Origin of the sequence: Vibrio halioticoli NBRC 102217 (assembly GCF_000496695.1) — a bacterium.
GTDB lineage: Bacteria > Pseudomonadota > Gammaproteobacteria > Enterobacterales > Vibrionaceae > Vibrio > Vibrio halioticoli.
Genome location: NZ_BAUJ01000007.1, coordinates 1 through 23,523, shown reverse-complemented (window position 1 = coordinate 23,523; position 23,523 = coordinate 1). Strand labels below are relative to the sequence as shown.

The following is a 23,523-nucleotide window of genomic DNA, read 5'->3' as shown; positions in this document are numbered from 1 at the left end:
ACTGCACACTACACCACTGCACCACGACAAGGAGTAACGTTTTACTATGACAACGGAAAATATTGTGTGGCATCAAGCCTCAGTATCGGCAAGTCAGCGACAAGCACTAAAAAAGCATAAATCAGCAGTGCTTTGGTTTACCGGGTTAAGTGGCTCGGGTAAATCCACCATTGCCAATGCCGTGGAAGTGAAACTCAATCAACTGGCAATGCACAGCTATCTTCTTGATGGTGATAATGTTCGACACGGTTTAAACCGCGATCTGGGCTTTTCCGATCACGATAGAGTTGAAAATATCCGACGCATTGGTGAAGTAGCAAAGCTGTTTGTCGATTCGGGCACTCTGGTACTGACCGCATTTATTTCTCCGTTTATTCAAGATAGAGAACAGGTTCGTGCACTATTGCCAGAAGGTGATTTTATTGAGGTGTTCGTGGATACACCCTTAGCCGTGTGTGAAGCGCGCGATCCAAAAGGCTTGTACAAAAAAGCGCGCAGTGGCGAAATAAAACACTTTACAGGGATCACATCAGATTACGAAGCGCCTATCGCGCCAGAAGTGCACCTTAAAACTGACCAATTATCTATCGAGCAAACAGCTGAGCAAGTCGTTCAATATTTACGAGATCACGGTTATGTCTAGCTCATTAACGCATTTTGACGTTTTTAATGGCGATGCCGATGGTATTTGCGCCCTGCTACAATTGCGTAAAACAACGCCAATAGATGGGCAACTGATCACTGGCGTAAAGCGCAATATTCAATTATTGCAAAGCATCATCCACTCGGAAAACATCGATTCTGTGTGTGTATTGGATATCTCGATGGAGAAAAACCAAGCCGCCCTACAAGCGCTACTCGAGCGCGATATTGCAACCTTTTACTGCGATCACCACAGGACGGGTGCTATACCAGAGTCGACGTATTTGACTACGCAAATAGACACCTCTCCTGAGACTTGTACTAGCCTTCTGATCAATCAATACCTGAGCGGCGCTCAATATTTATGGGCCTGTACCGGCGCTTTTGGTGACAATTTGATGACTCAAGCAACCGCGCTAGGCCAGCAGAATGGGCTGACCAATAATGAGATTGAGTTTTTAAAACAGCTTGGCACTTTGATTAATTACAATGGTTACGGTCACAGCATCCAAGATTTACACTTTCATCCGCAAGCCTTATATCAAAAGCTCTATTCGTATCCCTCTCCTTTAGCCCTGCAAAACGATAAAAGCAGCGTCTTTTATCAGCTAAAAGAAGGCTTTGATTCAGATTGGGCGCAAGTACAAAGCATCGAGCATTACCATAGCAGCTCGCACATTGCAGTGTATCTATTGCCTAACCAAGCATGGGCGAGACGCATCAGCGGCACCTTTGGTAACTGGCTTGCCAATCAATACCCAGACCAAGCCATCGCGGTAATTACAGCAAACCCAGAGCAAGAAACTTATACCGTAAGCGTACGAAGCCCGTTGAATCGTCGTGAAGGGGCAGATGAGCTTTGCAGTCAATTTCCAAGCGGCGGTGGTCGAAAGGCTGCGGCGGGCATTAATGCCCTGCATGAAAGCCAGCTAGATGATTTTATTGAAAAAATGCAGCAGCAGTTTGCTATCTAATAGATTGAAATAATTAAGGTTCCTACTTTTCTCCTACTCATGTAGGAGCCTTAGCTAAACTGTTCACCACTAAGCTACTCAGCAATAACACTCAAAAACGAATAATTACTTCTCAGCAAGTTTTCTATAAATCATACCAATCCATTGTTACATTCAATGCCACTGATTGCAGGCTATTGCGATAAACACTCTTCGCAACGGTCGCTCACGCAAAAACCTTTATCTCTTACGCTAAGACATAAATTCGCATCACAGTTAACATGGAGCTGGCATCCTTGCATTCTTCTTCAGATAAAACACTCAAACACATTTGGCTTCAAGCTCGTTTTTACGTACTAAGTAAGATGTATCACGCTACATACACTCGTATCGAATCACTTTCAAATAACAATGATGTGTTCCGTAGTGCGATTGAACAAAAGCCGCGATTAATTGAAAAGGCATTAAAGCCGTATCTGTTTGTTGATTTACCGGTTAATGAACGAATGAAGTTGATTGAGCAGCACTTTAATTTGCTTAACTCCACGTTCAATACTGAGATTAATCAAGTCTTCGGCAAAGGTTTACCTCTGCTCGACCTAACCGATTCTAAAGGCAATCAATTTACTCTGATTTTGTTTGATGGTGAGATGCGTGAAGGTTCATTGGGCTTGCGCTTAATCAACGATTTAAACCAAACCATTTATTCTATTACGTTCAATCTATCAACTGATCCTGAACCAACTTTACATGTTGGCGCACTAAAAGGGCCAAGTGAGAAAATTGAAGATAGAAACCAAGTCATCAAAACCTTAACTCGCTCTTTCCACGGTCTACGACCAAAAGCGTTAATGGTTGAAGTGGCATTAATGTTTGGTAAGTCTTTGGGCGTCAACAAATTTGTGGGCGTATCAAATCGCGGACACATTTACCAAGCCTTACGTTATAAAGGCTCTAAAAGTAAATCTGTGACATTTGATTATGATGAGTTGTGGGCAGAATACGGCGCAGAAAAAGCCGATAAATATCGCTACCTGATCCCAGCTAATCCAGAGCGTAAAGACCCGTCTGAGCTTAAGAAAACCAAACGTCGTTTATACACAAAACGCTATGCTTGGTTGGATGAGCTAGAGACGAATCTAAGTGAGAAAATCAAAAGCTTATCTGTTAATCACGATTAATTAGCGACTAGCTAGATCGTAATTAACAACGCCTCATTTAAAACGAACATTCAATATTCGATTTAAATGAGGCGAATAGTACCAATCACACTAAGTAAGTGATCAGAACTAGCCTGCAAAGCTCAAATCTACAGCTTGATAGTATTTATTTTTCAATATCTTACCTTCTTTAATAACGATTCCGTCATTGGCAACAGAGTCTTTATTACAAAATACGATATATTTGCCATTTTTTAATTGGTAGTCAGCACTTACGCCCTTATCCGCATACACAGTTACCGTCTCTTTCGCTTGTTGCTCATTTAACGCGGCTTTACTCATATTGCTGGCATGCACAGCGTCCCAACATTGCTCAAAAGGGATCTGTAACGTTTTTGCCACGTTTAGCAATACATCAACTTGACGAGCAATCGTGGTGTCACTCAACACTTGATGTCCGACATGCACCGCACGGCCCACCGCAACGTATACAGTATCGGTGATGGCATCCGCTTGATCTTCTTTATTAGTGGCTCGCGCCAATTCTGTTAACTCTTCAATCATCAAGTTTGAATGCAAATGACACAGTTTTTCACTTTCTATACCGGTATTAATCGGCAAATTGAATAGCTGACGAAATTCACTAATGTCGTTATACAGTTTGTTCCAAAGCTCAGGGGTGAGTTGTGAAAAGCTTGCAAAAAATTCTTTATGTACTGTCACAGAAATATCCAATATAATTAATATGTTTCAAAATATTACAGCAAAAGTCTTGCTGCACCTTGAAACAGTAATAGGCTATGAACAGAAGAATACCATAGAGCAATGCACGTGACCCTTCTACCTGCACCACTAATTAAGAAAATCAAATTATGTGATCCTTTTATTAGATATTCGCCTCTCATATTCCAATGTCATAACTTCATAGCCATTTTGATTGTTTATAGACGTTAAAACTCGACATATAAAATAAATCAAATGTGCAATCTAAATGACCATAAAAACAATTGGTTATGGAAAATTATAGGATCACCTATTACATTTATTAAATGTACTTCATATAGGTTTCGTTAAATTGCCTAAACAGGACAAAAACTCGTCATGAACAATGCATTAAATAGTCAGACGTCCAAACGGACTACTATACTTCGTGTTCTGCCCTCTTCTTTGCTCATCAATCTCTTATCATTAGTTATTCCGCTTGTGATCTTGCAGATCTACGACCGAATTTTACCTAACCAAAGTTATGGTACGGCTTTCCTTTTACTAGGCGGCTCTGCCATTGCTATCGGTTTAGATGCCTTTTTACGTTATGTCCGGACGTGGATGTTAGGTGCTGCGGCAGTAAATACCGAACATTCAACCTATCGAGTAATCATTCAGCACCTAAATAGGGCGACTACATCGCAATTAAAACACCTTAAACCTGGCATTCTGCAAGAGAGTTTAAAAGGGATTAGCTTAATTAAAGACTTTTACTCTGGTGGTTTCATCAGCGGACTTATCGATGTCCCATTTGCCATTATTTTCTTAGCACTTATTTATTATGTTGGTGGGAACTTGGTATTTATCCCCATCGTTGTTTGGGCGATTACCTTTGCTTTTGTTTGGTTATTTACTCAAAAATCTAGCTCCTATTCAAAAGAAGCGTCTTTGTTTGAGCAGAGCCGAATGAACTTCCTCATACTAGTGTTCTCCTTCTTTTGCGAAGTGAAAAAGCATGCCTTTGAATCTAAAGCGTATCGTTACTTTCGTCATCTCAATGAAAAACGTTACCTCTCTATGGCCGAATCTGAACGCAAGGTTGCTATTGCTCAAGAGCTAATTCAAATTGCCGCTATGGGTACATCTGTAGCGGTTGTATTGATCGGAAGTCTTAGTGTTTTGGCCGGCGATTTGACCTCTGGTGGCTTAGCCGCGTGTTCTATATTGTCTGGTCGAGCTGTAGCCCCTTTAAGCGCATTAATGGGGCTGCGTCTTCGTTATAGCTCTTTTTTAATCGCCAACGAATCAGTCACTGACTTATTAAAAGAGTTAGACAACCCAACCGATGAACATATTGGATTTAGTGCGTTCGAACGTCTGGATGTGAATGATGTGGTTTTTACACGTTTTAAAGAGAGATTTGGCTACTCATTGCAACTGCATAAAGGCGAAGCAATAACATTGCATAATGAAGACTATGATCTTAGTAGCAACGCAGTTTCTGTATTCGCAGGTTTAGAACCCACAGTCTCAGGTAACTTTACATGGAATGATACCCCATTTCATAGCGATCAATTTACTTGGCGTCATCAAGTGAGCTTTGTGCCGATTAATCCGCAGCTTATCTCAGGATCTCTCATTGATAACGTTTGTGGTTTTAATAATGAAAGATTAGAAGAAGCAAACTTACTTGTTGGAGCCCTAGGACTTAATCGCGTTATTTCAGATTTAGCCGACGGTATGGAAACAAAGGTTGGCTATAACATTGGCTCAAGCCTTAGCCGAGGCGCCATAAAACTTGTCGCCCTTGTCGCTCAACTGGCTAAAGAAACACCGATAGTCGTATTGGATCAACCCGAAAGAGATCTCGATATTGAATCGCTGAACAGACTGAGCGATGTCATCAAGTATTATTTATCCCAAGGTCGTGCTTTTGTGATAAACACGGAAAGCGAAGTACTGGTAAATCTGACTTCACAACAAATTAAAATTCAGGCAATTGGGGACGAACAATGAATCAAAGCTATTCAGATTCCGTATTAAATGTTCTCACTATTATCAAAGTCGAATCAGGCGTACAAAACTTTGCTAACCAGTGGCTACAAAGCAATCCAATGTACGACGCAGAGGATATTTTTACCCTGCTCGACCGTTTAATGATTCCATACAGTGTTCATCCGGCAAACCGTAAACTTAAATCGATTGATCACTTAGTTGCTATTCGAGTTAACGCCGACTCTGGCACAGTGTGCCACTATGGCTTGACTGGATATACTGAATATGACGATGGAGAGCTTGTCGCCGCCACTGTAGATCACTCCATAAACGATGTAGTTATTCTTATTCATGGCCAACCGCAAGAGCGAAATGAGGTGGATTGGCTAGCCAGCAAATTAAGCAACTTTAAACCTCTGATTCCTAAACTGCTGCTAGTCAGCTTTATTGCAAACCTGTTTGCTTTGTCCATCCCATTTATCACTATGTCTGTTTATGACCATGTTATTGGTGGCGATGCCGGTCACGAAGTGGTCGGGATTTCAGTGGGCGCCATTTTACTCTTTTCCATGATGTTGTTGCTGAAAGTGATTCGTAGCCAATTGTTGACTACCATTTCCAACCGTATCAGCCGAGAAGTGTCTGAATCAGTATTGCGTAAAATTCTATTTAGCCAATTAAACCTGACTCGAATGGCAGGCTCTTCAACCTTAATGAGCCGAATCACTACCGCAGAAAGCCTTAAAAGCGTTGCACAAGGGCCATTAGGCGGCGCATTGTTTGACCTGCCGTTTGTCATTATTTTTATTGTGGCTATTGGCGTGCTTGGTGGGTGGCTAGTGATTGTGCCAATCGTGACACTAGCACTGTACTGGTTGCTGGCAAAACGCAGTCAAAAACAACAACGATTACTGAGCAATCAAGTGACTATATCGGGCACATCACGCTTTTCTCTTTTGTACGAGTTAAATGGTAAGCTGAACTATCTGCGCTCTAGCGATATTTTGCCACATTGGATGTCTCGCTTTGAAAAAGCAAATACTCTAGCCTCTAAAAATAGCTTTAGTCACCTTAATCATCAGGCTAAATACACCTCTATCTATTACGCCATTAGTCTACTGAGTACATTAGCAGTCATTGGTTTAGGCATTGGATTGATATTTGGTCACGTGTTAACAGCCGGTGGCCTAATTGCCACTATGATGTTGATTTCTCGAGTCACTAGCCCGGCACAAATGCTGGCCAATAGTTACTCACGCTTGCATCACGTGGAGCAAACCAAGCAACAAATTAACCAATCGATTAATCATAAAGCAGAAGGTGACTTTTCTTATCAACATCATCACCTTACTGACCAAGCACCTAGCGTTGAGCTAGAGTTAGTCACGCTACGTTTTGCTAATCAGTTAAAACCGGCTTTATCTAGCGTTAGCTTCAAAGCTGAGCCAGGACAAGTGATTGCGATTACAGGCCCTATGGCTTCAGGAAAGACCTCGTTATTAGAGGTTATTGCTGGGTTAATTCCTGCTCAAAATGGCGTAATCAAACTCAACGGCATTAATTTATCGCAATACGACCCACAATTGCTTAGACAATGGTTTGGTTATTATTCCGACCTGCCGGAGATGGTGCCGATCACGATTCAAGAGTTTATCTCTGATGGACACGAAGTTCCGGTAGAAACCATTGAAGCAGTGCTTAAACAAAAAGGCGCATTAAGCTGGGTGAACAGTTTGCCTGACGGGTTACAAACTCACTTAAATCAAATTGAGTCTATGTCACATCCGTTTTCTGACTATGAAGCCACCTTGCTCACGCAAACAAAATTGCTGTGTAACCAATATCCGTTAGTTCTATTGGATAATCCGGTAACCAGCAACAAAGCGAAACAACAGTTCATTCAATGGCTCACAGCAAACAGAGGTAAAAGCACCATTATATTTACTTCTCATGATACAGAGCTGATTAAACTATCGGATCAGGTTGTCGTGCTAAATGCAGGGAATGTCAGCTATGCAGGGCCTATTCCAGATGAAACTGAACAACAAGTTCAACCCGATCAACCAACTCAAGTCATCGAGGGATAAGCATGAATAATTCATCAGTGGAAGTGATTGAGTCTCGTATTACCCGCCGCCTACTCACTACCAGCAGTTTATTGATTGGGGCATGTATCATCCTTTTTATTGGCTGGACGGTGTTTACTAAAGTCGATGAAATTGCAAAAGCCAAAGGTGCGGTCATTCCAGAAGGTGAACGTCAGGTAATACAAAGTGAATTAGGCGGTAAACTAAAAAATATTTTCGTTAAACGTGGACAGTTAGTTAACGTTGGCGACCCTATCGTTGAATTTGACGCCACCTTTCAGACCACGGCTCTAGAAGAGTTACATTCTAAAGAAGCGACTTTGCGTTTGAGAATTGAAAGAATGACGGCTCTAATTGAAGAACGAGAACCAGACTTCTCTCAATACGAGAAAGATTACCCTGATGTTGTTGCAGAACAGCGCGCACAATTAGAAGCCACTAAGTCATTATTTTTGAAAAAACGTATCGTATTGCAAAAAGAAAGCGAACGTATCAACGAAGAATTAAATGGCGTTATTCGTCAACTACCAGCAGAAGAAAGACAACTTGAATCTTCAAAAAAAGAGTTGAACATTCTTCTAAAAGGACAAAAAACCGGCAATATATCTCAAGTTAGAGTATTGGAAATGCGTCAAAAAATTGCCGCATTAGAAAGCGAACTAGAGCAATCAAAATCTAAGAAAGCGGTACTGATCAAACAAGCAGAATCAAACAAAAGTAAAGAAGAACAACTCAAAGCGGTAGGTCAACTCGAAGTCAGCAAAGATCGTTCGAAAGCTGTATCTGAATTATCCGCACTTTACGCTCGTTTACGCTCAGGACAAGCTAAAGTGAAAAACACTCTAGTGACCTCGCCAGTAAAAGGGTTAGTTCAAAGCTTACCTACAACTCGTAATGGTGGCGTAATCAAACCCGGTGGCACTGTAGTTGAAATTGTTCCAATAGACGGCACATCGTCTTTTAAAGCCAAGCTATCGCCTCGTGACGTAGGTTTTGTCTCTATAGGACAAGCCGCTCGCGTTAAAGTAGATGCATTTGACTACAGCCGGTTTGGTGCACTAAAAGGTAAAGTTACTGAAATATCCCCTACCACCAGCCAAACTCAACGTGGTGAAATTTATTACGACGTCATTGTGGAACTGGATAAAGGCTACTTTGGCGATGATCCTGCTCGCTTTAGAATCATCCCAGGTATGACAGGTGAAGTGGATATCACAACCGGTGAAAAAACAGTATTCCAATATTTATGGAAACCGATTTATACCAATGTGAGTCATGCGTTTGGTGAGCGATAGCATTTTATCGCTCTCATTTACTTTTTAGTTTCTGATAAGCAGTAGGCTTAACTTGTATGTCAATAACAATACATAAAAGATCGTAGATAATGCCTTTAACACTCAGATGACTAGATCTCATTACTCAATAAATCGTGATGTACTGAGATTAGCCAAAGAAATAAAAACGCCAAAGCAACTATGCTTTGGCGTTTTTTTTTGCTCAGCCTATAAATACTAATCGTACTGAGGAAGTTGCACGAATTAGCTGTCCATTGCTTATAACTGCATAAATCAACTTTCGAGATATCAACATCCTAGATTAAAAGATCTACGATGTTGATATCTAACATTGTAATTTGTTACGAGCTGATATTAACCATGATGATCATCCCATTGATGATGTAGATCTTGATGATGCAATTCATCATGATGTTTGTGGTCATCATCATTAAGATTATCTGGTTCTGTATTGATAGTCTCAACGACATGTCCTTGCGCATCCAATACTACATCAGAGGATTGAGCTAGTACTAAATCCAAATCTCCTACCGGTTGATGAGTCGCAAAAGACGGTTCAGACAGACTATCATCGCTAACCCCCAACTGATTTAAGTAAGCTTGTGCGCCATCAATATGGCTACTATCGCTGTGTGATGCCAGAGATTCTAAAGAAACCGTTTCAACCGGTTCATCGGACATAGCTTCATGAGACATAGCTTCATCCGACGAATCGGCTGGAGGCGCTGGATTAAAGCCAGCCAAGTTTGCAGTATGTCCTGTATGCGGATGAGAAACTGATATCGTCATACTTGCAGCTACTGAGTCGCTCTTACCATCATTAGCGGTAAAATCAAACGTAACAGAACCACTGTAATGGTTATCCGCTGTAAACAACAACTTATCAATATCACTTGCGGCAACAGTTTGATTAGCCTGAACATGATGTCCGTTTAATGTTAACTCTCCATGAGTCGGCAACTGAGTAATTGTAATATGATCCAGTGAATCGCCATCTGTATCACTAAACAAAAAGTCCGTAGAAGAGAACTGATGATGCTCATTGGTTTGTAAAACAATCGGCGTATGTTGACTCACCGTAGGGGCGTGATTAGTGTGCCCTCCGATATGAATTTGCACATCATATGCTGTGCCATCAACAGAGTGTACAGTTACAGTATCTGTTTTGGTGTCCCCATCCATCATTTGTTGGATTATTGGCAAATGTGAATTCAGAACGTATTTGAACTGTCCGTCTGCCGAGATTTCTAGCTCGCCGTACTGTCCTTTTAAACCTGTTTCAGGCTTAAAGCGCTCTTCAGAAGATCCATCAACATCAGTGATTGATAACTTGTCAGCCACAAAAGAGTTGTGTCCATTATCCACATACATGGCCGCTGGCTCATCAATATGCGCTGCGTCATTTTCAGGAGTGACTGTCATCAACGCCTGTTGCTGAACATGCCCACCTTGCCCATCACTCACTTGATAATTAAGTGTCACTTTTCCGTTGTAGTTATGATCCGGCGTATAGATCCAAGTGCCATTATGATGATCAACTAACTTGCCATGGTTAACTTGTAGTCCACTTATTTGAAGTGAATCACCATCATCATCTTGAGCATGTGTAAGCAGTTGCGCCGAGGTGATGGTCACTGTGCTGTCTTCTGCATGATCAGGTAAAGAGACCGGCGCTGTGACTGTTGGCGCGTCGTTCACACTGGCAACATCTATTGTTGCTGTTTGTGCAACCTGCCCTCCGTGTCCATCTGACACTTTGTAATGCAGCGTATCTTGACCATTAAAATTATGGTCTGGATAGTATAAGTACGTATGGCTATGCGAATCATATCGTATCTGTCCATGTTCAGCGGTGACCGAATTACCCAAGATAGAAAGGCGATCACGGTCAACATCACTTGCACCTGCCAATAACGCCAAAGCATCAATACTGCTATGTGTGTCTTCGTTAATGCCTGTCAACGTTACGCTATGAGCCACAGTTGGTGCATCGTTTACCGAATTAACTTGCATGCTAGCTTGGGTATGCACTGTGGCACCTTTGCTATCTTGCACATCATAAGTAAAGGTCTCTGGGCCATGATAGTTTGCGTTTGGCGTGTAAAGTATTTTCCCTTGTTGGTCTACTTTTATCGTGCCATGCAATGCCAGTACATTCACCACCGTTAAATGATCAGCATTATCAACATCGACAGCATGTGACAATAGCTGGCTTTGGTCTAACGTCATTGTTTTATCTTCGGTGCCATGTTGCTGCATCGCCACAGCGCCTGAGACCGTTGGCGCATCATTGCGACCAATCAAAGTAATTACAATATTATGATGAGTGCCATCTTTTGCTGCTATGGAAAAGGTTTCGATTACCTTTTGCCCATCAGCAATTGAATTGAACGCCGCAGTATCGTCAATGTGATACGCCCAATGCCCACGAGTATCGACAGTAAGGTGGCCATAAGCATGAGTTGAAAGCCCAGTATGGTGCTGAATATCGGTGTTCGATGGTGCCAAATGATTCTGCGCTTTGGTAAGCCCCGCTTGGCCGTAATCGACATCGGCTACCTGCACTGTACCTGTAACAGATGCGCTTTGTCCGTCAGTAACTTCACCTGAGAAATCACCTTTAAACGTTGCCGCTTCATTTTTACCATCTAAGGTCACGGTCACCGTATGTGGGGTTCCATCAGCCGAATGGACCGTAAATGTTTCTGTCACATGTTGACCTTTTGGAATGGTTTTTACTCTATCTGGATGATCAACATGATATTGCCACTGACCATTGTCAGTAATGGACAAATGACCGTAAGCACTAGTAGATAAGCCTTTATGTGAAGGAGAACTACTGTCTGGAAGTATGGAGTTCTCTGCTTGGAAATGCTCTTCACCGTGGTCAACATCTGTCACATCTAATTGTTGTTTTGTCGATAACGTATGAGTACTAATATTATTAGAATCTTGTACATGAACAGTACTTTTACCAGTGATGGTTGCGGCATCATTGGTACCTGTAATGACAAATTCAATCTCTTTAGCTTCACTCACACCATTGTGTGAATCTGTTGCCACTACATGTGCGACGACCGTTGTTGTTTCTCCTGCTGATAACGCATTATAAGCTTTATTTGTTGGGTCAAAGGTATAGTGACCATTTGGCTGCAATACAAACCCATCAGGAACATTTTCACCCTGCAGCAGGCTGTAAGTCACAGTTGCATGATCATTGTCGATATCACTACTGTGTAGCTGACCTGTGAGCGTTGCTCCGGCTTCTGTGGCCGGTTGACTGGCCACGTGCGCAATGACAGGGGCATTATTTTTACCAACTAGTGTAACCGTAATATCCTGTGTCGCAGTGCCGTCGAGAGAGGTCACAGTAAAGTGCTCTTGTATCTGTTCACCTTCATGAAGTGCTTGAACGTCTCGATTATTATTATCAACCACATAGGTCCATGCACCTGACTGCTGAATAGTCAGGGTGCCATAATGGTGCCCAGAGTTTGTTGGTTGTAATGTTTGAGCTTTAAAGAATGCTTCGCCATGATCAACATCGTGTACAGTTAATTTCCCTGTAGTAGTAATCTCGTTCTGCACCGCCGTAGCGCTGACCGAACTACCGAGTTGTTCGGTCACACTTTGAGTAACTTCCGTTTGCATTGTACTAGCATGAGTACCAGAAATAGTTGCACCATCGTTAGTACCAATAATCTCTACCACTAACTCATGCGTAGTACCTGCACCATCATCAGTATGTAATATAAAGTGCTCTTCAAGCCTTTCACCTGCTGCTAAACCTTGAATGTGAGAATCAAAGTTTTTCATCAAGTGGTATTTCCAATGACCTTGTTTGTCTAGTTCCAAATAACCATAGTTACCACCACTGTGCGGAGTCATATGACTATTTGCGACAAAACTACCCTCTCCACTATCAGCATCAGTGATATCAAGCTTACCCTCTGCCACATATGTTTGTGCCTTATCCTCGGTTGAGGAACCATGGATTGAGTCAGTAATAACCGGCTTATCATTAATTGGATTGACATGAATTGTAGCTGTACCTGTGTCAGATTGTTGACCGCCCTGAACACCACGGTGAGAACCTAAATGGTCATGCACTTTGTACTGCAGACGTATATCACCATTCACATCTTTTGCTGGAGTAAATGTATAGCCACCCTTGCCATCAGCAACCAATGTTCCCTGAGATTTGTCAACAAGAGAAACATCTGTTAATTCAATCCTCTCATTGGAATCCGTTGCAAAATCAGGATCATCTACATGTCCATGATTTCTTGCGCTTCCTTGGCCAATAATATCGCGAGTAGTAAAATGGATAGCCCGGTCTTCATCGGTTGTTTTAAGCGTAAAATCATGTGCTATCGGTTTATCGTTAATCGAATCAACTTTTAACGTCGCATGCACTTGGACTGACTCTAGACCATCGGTAATCTCATAAGTAAAACCGACACTCCCATGATAATTAGCTTCAGGCACAAACTCATAAACTCCATTACCTTTGTCGGTAAAAGTACCATGTCCGCCATCAACTTTTATATTCACTACGTGTAAGTCATCATTATCAATGTCTTTAGCATGCGCAAGTGCCACCAAATCGACTGTACCAGCATGAGCTACCAGTTGCCCAGAACCGATAGACGTACCATCTATTTGAACCGTTAGGTCTTCATCACTATGACCTAAATCCACATCCTTATCTGCGGTAGGAGCTGTATTTTGCCCATGAACAGTCATCACAATAGGTACGGTTACATGGCCGCCATGTCCGTCAGAAACCAGCACTTGTGCTGTAACGTCCCGAGTATCACCCGGTTTTAAACCTTGCAATACAGGATCGCCATGGCTTGGTGTATAGCGATAATGCCCATGCTGATCAATAGTAAAACCTTGAACTTTATTTGAAGGATCAACAGCGTAAATAACATGATCTTGACTATCAGGGTCTTGAGCTTTTAAATCACCCTCAAGGTGCATTTTATCAACTTCAATAATCGCTTTGGGTTGAGTTAAAGCATGGCCGTTACCACCTTGTTTAAACACCTGCACATTCTCTACACCCATGATAATTGGTGCATCGTTAGTACCGTGAATAGTAATCGTAATATCTTGATGGCCTGAGTGAGCACTTTCGATACTGATCGAATCCTTTAACGTCTCCCCTTCACTTAACTGATTCACAGGATCCGTTAATCCGGTATGTGAATAAAGGTGGTACGTCCACTTACCTTCAGGAGTCACACTTAAGTACCCATATTTACCTGGAGTGTGATTCGCACCAAATACGCCATGGCTATGACCTTCAGTGGGTGATTTAGCGGTAACATGTCCATCAGCGTCTATTTGATGAACATGCCCTGATGCATCTTTATAGCTTGCACCGCCATCTTCACCAACATCCCCAGTTAAGTCACCAGAGATTATATCTGTATCAGTAACAACCGGTGGAGGAACATTCCCATTCGTCTGGGTATTACCTGTAGTAGTTGATGAACCGGTTCCTGACTGGCCAGTACTCGGCGGAAGAGGATCCACATGAATAACCGTTGTACCTATGACAACTTCTCGACCATCTGTCACTTTATACGAAATAGTGACATCTTTGCCACGTGCATTCGCTGTGGGATGATAGATATATCCACCAGCACCATCTTCATCAATGCGTCCAAGTGTAGAGTCCAACACTTGTACATCAGCATTCTGGGATGTGCCTACTTTGAAGATACTCAACAAATCGCCATCAACATCAGTAGCTGACCCAAGCAGAGTTGATTCTTCGAATTTTAAGAAATTAGTCGTAGAATCTAATGTACCTAAGCTTGCTATTGGCTGACTTATTGTCGGCGCATCATTGGTACCAATAATCACAACAGGCACTACTCGAGTATCAATACCACCATGGTTATCAGATGCTTGTATGGTGATATCAAAAGAAAGTGTTTCGCCTTCTTGAAGATAATCGTACGCTGGATCTGTTCTATCAAAACGGTAACTTCCGTCTGAATTGAGAGTTAATCCTGGTACAGTATTACCATGAAAATGAGTACCAGCAGGATTGCTATGACCAATTAACGTAAACGTCACCGTGTCGTGAGCATCTGGATCTGTAGCTGCAAAATGCCCCGTAACCAGCTTAGGGTCAGTAGTAAAATCATCATTAGCATTTGCTTCAGTTGCCGTAATTTGACGAGCTAGAGCTATTTTTGGTTTATCGTTGGTTCCATGAATCTCAATAACTAAACTAGCTTCAGTACCATCCATTGAATGAACTTTTATCGTATCGGTTATTGTTTCACCTTCACCTAAAGCTTGCACAGCAGGATCTTGCGTAGCTAATTGGTATTGCCATTCCCCTTGAGTGTTAATTTTGGCGAAACCATGTGCGCCTTGAATACTACTTTCTGCCTTAAAATGATCCTCATTAAGATCTGGATCAGTTACCGTTAGCTTTCCAGTAATATCCGCCCCTCCAGCGGTGATAACACTTGCAGGTAAAGGGACATGTATAGTCGCAGGGTCTTGGACTGGGTCAATTTTGATTGCAGCACTACCAGAATATTCTACTGGTACTCCCGATGCTTGACCAAAAGCCGAACCCGTTTCGATATATTTGAAAGAAAACTCTGCATCACCGCCACCTTTATGACTGTTCCAATCAGCATCTGGAGTAAAGGTCCAAGTACCATCACTATTATGAACAAGTGTTCCTTCTCCATGCTGCAACGCAACCGAACCCGCTACCAACTCAATACCAGCGTTAGAAGAGCCAACGTTATCGATATCATGGATGTGTTTGAGCAAATCCTGTGAGGTAAAGGTAATAGCACCCGAATCTTCTGCGACATGAGCTAACTGTGTTGCACTTTCTGTTGGGGAGTCATTTTGTGGTGTTACTATGATGATGCCATTTTTGACCATGGTATTTCCGCGGCCATCGTCAACTTTATACTGAAGATGCACCTCACCATGGTAATTGGCATCTGGCTTAAATTGATAATTCCCCATCCCTAGATCAACAATTGAACCGTGAACTTGACCATCCGAACCGTTGACCACCTTCACATCAGAAATTGCCATCGCATCACCTTCAGGATCGACAATATACTGATTCTTGTCACCGACAAGATCATCAACAGAGAACTTCAATGTCGCATCTTCTAACACCTGTAATGGGTGTAACAACACAACTTGCGGCGCATCATTTCGGCCATGAACGATAAAATGAAGTGTTTTTGTACTAGTTAAACCATGGTTATCAACAACCTCTACATTAAAATTAACCCGTTCTGTCTCTCCAATTTGCAAATGTTGATATTTAGCAATGTTCGTATTAAATAAGAAGGCACCAGTATTCTTATCTAAGATAAATCCTGGCTCATTGATTTGGTGACCTTTATCGTCAACCAAATAAAATTGGTGTATATCGCCGGTTGGATGGTTTGGATCTAGTTTGTCATCCACATCAGAAAACTGAACAATGCCGCTAACAGTGTGATCTTCAATAACATCCACCCGAGCCAATGCATTAGCTCCAACGCCAGAAGTAGATTTTGTTCCGTGTTCATCATAATTTGATGTGATTTTCGCTGAAGTGATTTTAGGCGCATCATTAGTACCCGCAATTGTGAGGTGCAGGGTTTGCTGGGTGGTACCACCTTGAGCATCTGTTACTGTCACTACAACATCTTCAGTATGTGTGGCGCCCACCGACAAGTGCTGTAAATCTTTTGCATCAGTGTGAACCGAAATTACCCCTGTATGGCGGTCTATCGTAATCCATTGGTGATTATGGTGTGAATCAATGCTATAGGTAAAGGTTGAATCATCCACATCAGTCACTTTAGGTAAGGTAACTGTCTGAATATGGTTATGCCTATGGACAGGCGATGAATCTTCAGCAAACGTTGTTGGAGTATATGCCGATAACACGGGGTTATCGTTACTACCGTGCACGGTAATGTCTACATCTTGTTTAATCGATTGGCCTGAGGAATCCGTCACTAAGAAAGTGAAGTGTTCTATCGGGCTCTGCTTACCGGTTAGCGCTTGAGTCGCATCTTTACTATCATCAATCGTATAAACCCAATGCCCATGCTGATCAATACTAATTGAGCCATAAGTGCCTTCTTTTACAGTTGTGCCAGAGGTTGCCCCCTGCACAGACCAAGCTAATGTTCCGTCGTTATTATCTGGGTCAGTAGCGGTTAGTGTGCCATCAATAGTTACCACTCCAGCAAGAGAATTTAATGTTCCCCCAGCTTCGGTTACCGCTCCGGCATGACTTCCAGTGATCACAGGAACATCATTACTACCTGTGATAGTAATGACTATTTCCGTAGATACAGGGCTATTTGAGGAATCTGTATCTGTAATAGCAAAAGTCTCTGTTACTGTTTCTTTGGCATGTAAACCGTCTGCTTTAGCATTATCTAGCGTATAAACCCAGTGCCCTGTTTGAGCATTTAGGGATAAATGACCATAGGTGCCATCAGGGTGTGCTACTTGCCAGTGAGCAGGATCACCTGCATCACGGTCGGTGGCTGAGAGAGTACCGCTAGTCGAACTCTGACCGTCATCAACAACCTTATTGTGATGACTATCTGCATGAGAACCTGCTTCAGTGACAGCGCCACTATCACCCGTTCCTTTGGCTATCTCAGGTAAATCATTGGTACCATTAATCGTTACTGTGATGATGTGTTCTGTGCCATCAGCACCTAAAACCGTAAACACATCATCGATATGGTCTGACTCTTTTAACTGTTGAACTGCTAGTAACGAATTATCTACTACATAATCCCAGTGACCTGTTTCATCAATACTTAAGCTGCCAAGATGCCCATCCTGCCCTGCAACCATAGTACTGGCTTGGAAATGAGCCTCACCACTATCTACATCTGAGATGGTTAATTGACCATCGGTATGTAATTGATGTTTGCTACCGCCTGCATTGCTATCTTCTTTCACAGATCTTGCATCAGTGCCCCCTATTTGGGCTTGGTCATTACTACCAGTAACATTGATTACCACTTTCTGATCAGCGGTTAAACCTGTGCTATCCGTGACTCTGACGGTAAAACTTTCCGTCACGTGTTGATCTTGCGTTAGGCCTTGAGTGGCGGCGCGAGCGTTATCTAGTGTATAAGTCCATTCGCCATTGGCATCCACACTAATATGTCCATAGCTACCATCGGACGAACCCACAATAGTCCACGCTTGAGTATCCGCAGTATCTACGTCATGAGCCACTAAGTGACCTGTGGCCGTTTGTTGCCCTGCAATAGCGTGTCCACTGCTAGTGGAGCCTTGCTCTACCACAGCACCATGATCAGCGCCTGCTTTCACCTCTATGGTTGGGGCATCTTTAGTACCTGTAATAGTGACCGATATTGTATGAGCTGTGCCATCAATAGAGTGCACGACAAACTGATCCACATGCGTATCTTGCTCTTGCAGAGCTTGAACATGTTGATTGTCATTGCGCACTTGATAATGCCAGTGACCGTCTTTATCAATGCTCAAGCTGCCTAAGTTATGCGCATTTGCAGCTGGCGTGACTTTGGATACGAACTGCTCTTCACCACCAGCGGTAAGTGTATTGGTATCAATATCATCGATGGTAAGTTGACCATCTGTTTTCAGAAGTGAATGATCAGTTGTTGATACTTTATCTTCAACTACATCACCACTATCAACACCCGCAATGACTGCCTGATCATTGGTGCCAGTAATGGTTACAGTTAAGTGCGATTCTTTTTCATTTCCTGCAGGATCAGTGGTTTTGTAAGTAACGATATCTTGCAGTGTTGCACCTTCACCTAACGCTTGAACCTTAGGGTTTGCGTTGTGTAAATCATAGGTGTAGGTACCGTCTTTATTGAGATGCAAAGTGCCGTAAGTGCCGTCAATATCTCCTGACAATGAACTACTACCAGAAGCGTAACTAGAGCTACCGTGAGCGTCTGGTTCCATGTTGACATGACCAGATATAGTTGTCTTCGATTCTTCTTTAACTGAACCCGTAATATCTGTCGCTTCATTGATCGTATCTTTGAAGATTGTTGAGCTTTGGGTATCAGTATTACCGGCCGTATCTTTCGAGGTTGCCATAACCGTTAATGTGCCGTCATCAAGGCTGGATAAATCTGTGTGTGAAATATCAAAGCTACCATCGTTGTGCAGGTTAACCTTACTCAGATCCACAGTAACTTGATGATGATTACCATCGGAAATGACCAGTTTGGTTAGCTCCCCTGAAAGTTCGATATGTCCCGTGATTTCATTCTCGTTATGTACAATTTCATAGTCATTTAAAAAATGATTTCCATGCACAGCACCGGTTGAAATATCGGCAATCGCCACATCCACATGGGTTTGAGTATCTAAGGTATAACTGATTGTTGTACTACCAGACACATTCCCTGCCACATCGGTTTGACGTACTAAGACTGTATAATCACCATCAATTTGATGGCCAATACTGTCCAACCAATGCTGACCACCATCGATGGAATACTCAACATGAGCCCCAGGTTCAACGTCTGAAACTTCTAATTCAGCGTTATTAGTGATGTGATCGATAGCACTTGAACCACTGTCTAGTTTCAGTTTGACCTGAGGAGCCGCCACTTTGGTGTCTAAAGTGAAAGTTAGGCTCGTTGTCGGTGATTCGTTTCCTGCTTGATCAACTTGTTTTACGGTCACCGTATTACCGCCTTCTACAGGGGTAAAGCTGTTGCTCCAAGTGGTGCCGTGATCTATTGAATACAAGACATGAGAGCCTGCTTCTTGGTTCCCTATGTGTAATGAGCCTGTTTGTGTGATCAAATCCGTATGAGATATCCCGGTATCTTTCACCAGACTAAGATCTAACTGCGCTGGAGGCGTTGTATCTATCGTTGTTTGTACTGCCGCACTTAATGTTGACGGATTACCAGCATGGTCTGTCGCTTTTGCGGTAAAACTGTGCGGGCCATCTGGCAGAATCGGCGGTGTATAGCTAAACGAGCCCGCCTGATTTGCGGTAACGGTACCTACTGAAATGTTATCAATGAAGATTTCAACCACAGCGCCCGGTTCGGTAATCCCTGTGATTGGTGGCGTATTATCGTTGTTATGATCGGCATTAGGGATCGGAGATAATACTGGCGTTAATGGTGGTGTTAAATCTTCGCCTGCTGCCGTATTTGAGATATCTTGGGACGTATTCCCAGCTTGATCGGTTATTGATGCCGTCACTTTGGTGTTTGGAGAAACCTCAGTATTGACATAATTATGCGCAATATCTTGATCGGTTAACGTCTGAGCCACACCATTAATGGTTAATATATCACCGGATTTCACATCATCAGGCAACTCAATCGTCGCGGTAACCGTCTGATCAGAGCCAAGTTCATCAATGTTATAAAGATTATCTTGGCCAGTACTTTCAAATGTAATTGATTCTGGTGGTTTAACATGAGTATCAACAGACAATTGATGTGAAATAACCTGAGTGCTGTTACCCGCTAAATCTTGTACGGTCGCCTGCATGATTACATCGCCATCAGGCAATTTTGCCACGTCAGTTTGTGGCATGACCGCAGCCCAGTGACCTGATGCATCGACAGTGGCATGATAAGTCGTACCTGCAATCGTTACATCGACAATTTGGCCCGCTTCAATGTCAGTCGTGGTACCTGAAATCGTCAATGGTGACTGGCTTTCTTTCGCATTGACGATATTGTCACCCGACAATACGTTATCAAAGAATAATTCACCAGGCGCAATATCTAAAGTTGCCGTGCCATGACCGATACTAATATTACCTGCGCTATCTTGAGCAGTGGCCTCTACAGTTAATGCCCCTGATACAAAATGACTTCCACTAAGATCAAGGCCTTTGATGCTGAACTTGCCGGTACTTGAATCGAAAGTAGCCAACTTAATATCGAGATTGACCTGAGTTCCAGCACTGTCTGTTACAGTCAATGTGGTTAGTTTTTCAGTGCCATCGGTGCGATCAATGCTGCCCGTAATAAGTACAGAGTGCAGTTCGTCAGCGCTGATTTGATGGTTCGGGTGCTGCGTGCTACCCACTGTGCCATCAGTAATATCGGCTGTGGTTGGCGCAATATGTGTATCGATATTGGTTTGAATCGTCGTTGACGCTGACGTATTACCATGAATATCGGTTAACGTTGCGCTTATCGTACCGCCATCGGGTAAATCTGTGCTCGGCGTGTAGGTAAACGAGCCGGTCTTACCCACAACAGTGCTACCAATAGTATTGCCGTGACCATCAAAGAAAGTGACGGTACTGCCCGGCTCACCAGTGCCTGAAAGAGGTGGCGTTTTATCATGACCCACTGGAATTGGCGTTAACTGCGGAGCATTTGGCGGCGCAGTATCCATTAATGCACTGCCTGTATTCGACGACTCATTTCCTGCTGGGTCGACTGCGGTTGCAGTAACCGTTAGTTGGCCATCAGACAATGAAGAGACATCCACACCTGTCGCTGTAAAATGTCCATCTTGGCTGACTAATACCGAAGCCAATGGTACTGGGATAGTGTCTGTTCCGTCACTGATCGTTAGCAGTGTTAATTTCGCCGTTGGATCTATGGTGCCAGTAATGACCGCGTGAGTTTGCTCCGCAGCGTTAATAACACCATCAAAGTTTGCACCTACTCCACCATCATTAAGTGCCACTGTGGTTGTGTCGATATGCGTATCCACCTGCATATCATGTGTGGCAGGTGTTGCAACGTTGCCCGCTTTATCATCCACTGAAGCGGTAATGATTGGCGTCGTACCATCGGTTAATTTACCCAGATCCGATACAGGTATATCAGTGCTCCACGTGCCATCCTTACCAACAATAGCGCTATATGATTGACCATTAAACTTAATGGCCACCACTTGTCCTTCTTCGATACCAGTTGTGGTACCCGACACGGTTAATGGTGACTGAGTTTCAACGGCATTGATGACATTGTCACCGCCTAACGTTCCGTCAATGGCAATAGTGCCCGGTTGTGTGTCTAACGTTGCAGTGAATGTACCTTCTTTCGTATTTCCTGCTAGATCGGTAGCGATGGCATGAACTGTAAGAGTGCCGTCAACAAGTCCAAATTTAGATAGGTCAACATTATTAAGTGTAAACACACCCGTTGCAGGATCAACTGTCGCTTGACTTGGATCTAAAGGAGCCACATTTCCTTGGGTATCCGTTACCGTTAACCCAGTTAAATCAGTTTCAACCCCTTGGTGATCAATGACCCCAGAGATATCTACATGGCTTAGCTCTGTACCTGAGATAATATGATTTGGATGTAATGCTGTCTGAGTCTTTCCATCCGTAATATCAACTGTTGGTTGATTGATGTCGGTATCAATCGTCAATTGTAATGGCGTTGGCGTCGATACAGAAACTGTGGCTGATGGCGCAACCGCTGTACCAGAAATCTGATGTACATCACCACTAACACTACCGGACAGTTGAGCTAATGCGACAGTAAAATCACCATGTTCATTTGAAGTAGTAAGTGCTACCACGTTGCCATTTTCATCAGTCAAAGTGACCACTGAGAATGGGATATCGGTATGACCTGTCACGCTAGGAGTTACTACACTTGTAATACCATCCGTTTGACTAGCACCGGTGTCACTTGACGGATCTATAGTAAGCGGATTCAATTGATTGGTCGGTGGAACGATTGGCGCAATCACAGGTTGTTGATCTAGTAACTCAGGAGCTTGAGTAAGCTCTGGAGTCAATACCGGCGGTTGACCGTCTGTGCTTGGCGCATTAACAACAACACTTGGTTCAAATGTGAGGTATTTTGTTGACGTGCCACCATGGTTATCAGCAACGCTAACCTCAAAGAATTCTTTACCATGATAAACACCGTTTGCATCGATGCTCATTCCAGCAACAGATTGGTGTTGGGTGTATGTGTATTCACCCGTTTTTGTATCTAATACAAGATCGCCAAATTGGCCGACAATAGTTTGTGTATCACCAGAGCCAGTACCTCCGCTAACCGCATAACTGTGCGTATCTAATGTATCTACGTCGGTAAATGACAGCGTACCTTGAGTGTGATCACTAGCTTGGTCTGTAAAAGTAAGTACGGGCAGATCGTTGGTACCCGTTACTACAACTTCAACTGTTTCAACAACCTTGGCACCTTTGTCGTCTGTCACCGTTACCGACATCAACTCTTTATGTGTTTCACCTTCGGAGAGGTCTTGATGTTGGTCATTGGCTAACTTATACGTCCATTCGCCTGAATCTGCATCAAGAGTAAACTCACCATAGGTACCATGCAGCTCATTTGCGCTAAAGGTTAATTTCGCATGATTGTCTACATCTGTCGCAATTACTTGTCCATTTGTAGATAACGTGCCGTCTTCTTCCACACTACCTGTGTGAGTATCAGCATGAAGAACAGGCACATCATTGGTACCTTCAACTGTCACGCGCACTTGTTGAGTAGTGGTAGCACCGTGATCATCAGTCACCGTGACCAACATGGTTTCAACGTGAGATTCACCTTCCGCAAGCGCTTGATGAGCTTTGTTATCTAGTTGGTAATTCCATTCGCCTGAGCTTGGATTTAAAACAAATGTGCCATATGTGCCTTGCAAGTTATCTGGCGTATAAGTTAATACAGCATTGTGATCCACATCAGTT

The 23,523-nt window shown here is 42.9% G+C and carries 8 protein-coding genes; 6 read left to right on the top strand and 2 right to left on the bottom strand.

Annotated elements, in window-relative coordinates; translation table 11 throughout:
• Nucleotides 1–46 precede the first annotated feature (46 nt).
• The 3 genes from cysC (at nucleotide 47) to VHA01S_RS03510 (ending at nucleotide 2,776) form a co-directional block, all read left to right on the top strand.
• Nucleotides 47–643, top strand: a complete 597-nt coding sequence (cysC, locus tag VHA01S_RS03520; protein WP_023402971.1) for an adenylyl-sulfate kinase — start codon at nucleotides 47–49, stop codon at nucleotides 641–643.
• The gene (locus VHA01S_RS03515; protein ID WP_023402970.1) at nucleotides 636–1,616 is read left to right on the top strand and encodes a DHHA1 domain-containing protein; all 981 of its coding nucleotides are present in this window, start codon (nucleotides 636–638) and stop codon (nucleotides 1,614–1,616) included. The genes cysC and VHA01S_RS03515 overlap by 8 nt, the downstream gene beginning before the upstream one ends.
• Before the next feature lie 275 nt (nucleotides 1,617–1,891).
• On the top strand, nucleotides 1,892–2,776 hold the full coding sequence (locus VHA01S_RS03510; RefSeq protein ID WP_023402969.1) for a VirK/YbjX family protein: 885 nt from the start codon (nucleotides 1,892–1,894) through the stop codon (nucleotides 2,774–2,776).
• Between the two features lie 108 nt (nucleotides 2,777–2,884).
• Here the strand turns inward: VHA01S_RS03510 and VHA01S_RS03505 are convergent, their stop codons facing one another.
• The gene (locus VHA01S_RS03505; protein ID WP_039970096.1) at nucleotides 2,885–3,478 is read right to left on the bottom strand and encodes a nucleoside triphosphate pyrophosphohydrolase family protein; all 594 of its coding nucleotides are present in this window, start codon (nucleotides 3,476–3,478) and stop codon (nucleotides 2,885–2,887) included.
• 378 nt (nucleotides 3,479–3,856) lie between these two features.
• Here VHA01S_RS03505 and VHA01S_RS03500 point away from each other — a divergent pair, with 378 nt between their 5' ends.
• From VHA01S_RS03500 to VHA01S_RS03490, 3 genes are read left to right on the top strand one after another with little or no spacing between them, the layout of a single operon-like run.
• Complete coding sequence (locus VHA01S_RS03500) at nucleotides 3,857–5,476, top strand: ABC transporter transmembrane domain-containing protein (RefSeq protein WP_023402967.1); 1,620 nt, start codon at nucleotides 3,857–3,859, stop codon at nucleotides 5,474–5,476.
• Nucleotides 5,473–7,542, top strand: coding sequence for an ABC transporter transmembrane domain-containing protein (locus VHA01S_RS03495; protein WP_023402966.1), 2,070 nt, complete (start codon nucleotides 5,473–5,475; stop codon nucleotides 7,540–7,542). The genes VHA01S_RS03500 and VHA01S_RS03495 overlap by 4 nt, the downstream gene beginning before the upstream one ends.
• 2 nt (nucleotides 7,543–7,544) lie before the next feature.
• Entirely contained in the window at nucleotides 7,545–8,837 is a 1,293-nt protein-coding gene (locus VHA01S_RS03490; RefSeq protein ID WP_023402965.1) for an HlyD family type I secretion periplasmic adaptor subunit, read from the top strand.
• 354 nt (nucleotides 8,838–9,191) lie between these two features.
• On the opposite strand, the gene VHA01S_RS18300 is transcribed toward VHA01S_RS03490, so the two are convergent.
• The gene (locus VHA01S_RS18300) at nucleotides 9,192–23,516 is read right to left on the bottom strand and encodes a VCBS domain-containing protein (RefSeq protein ID WP_255209300.1); all 14,325 of its coding nucleotides are present in this window, start codon (nucleotides 23,514–23,516) and stop codon (nucleotides 9,192–9,194) included.
• Nucleotides 23,517–23,523 lie beyond the last annotated feature (7 nt).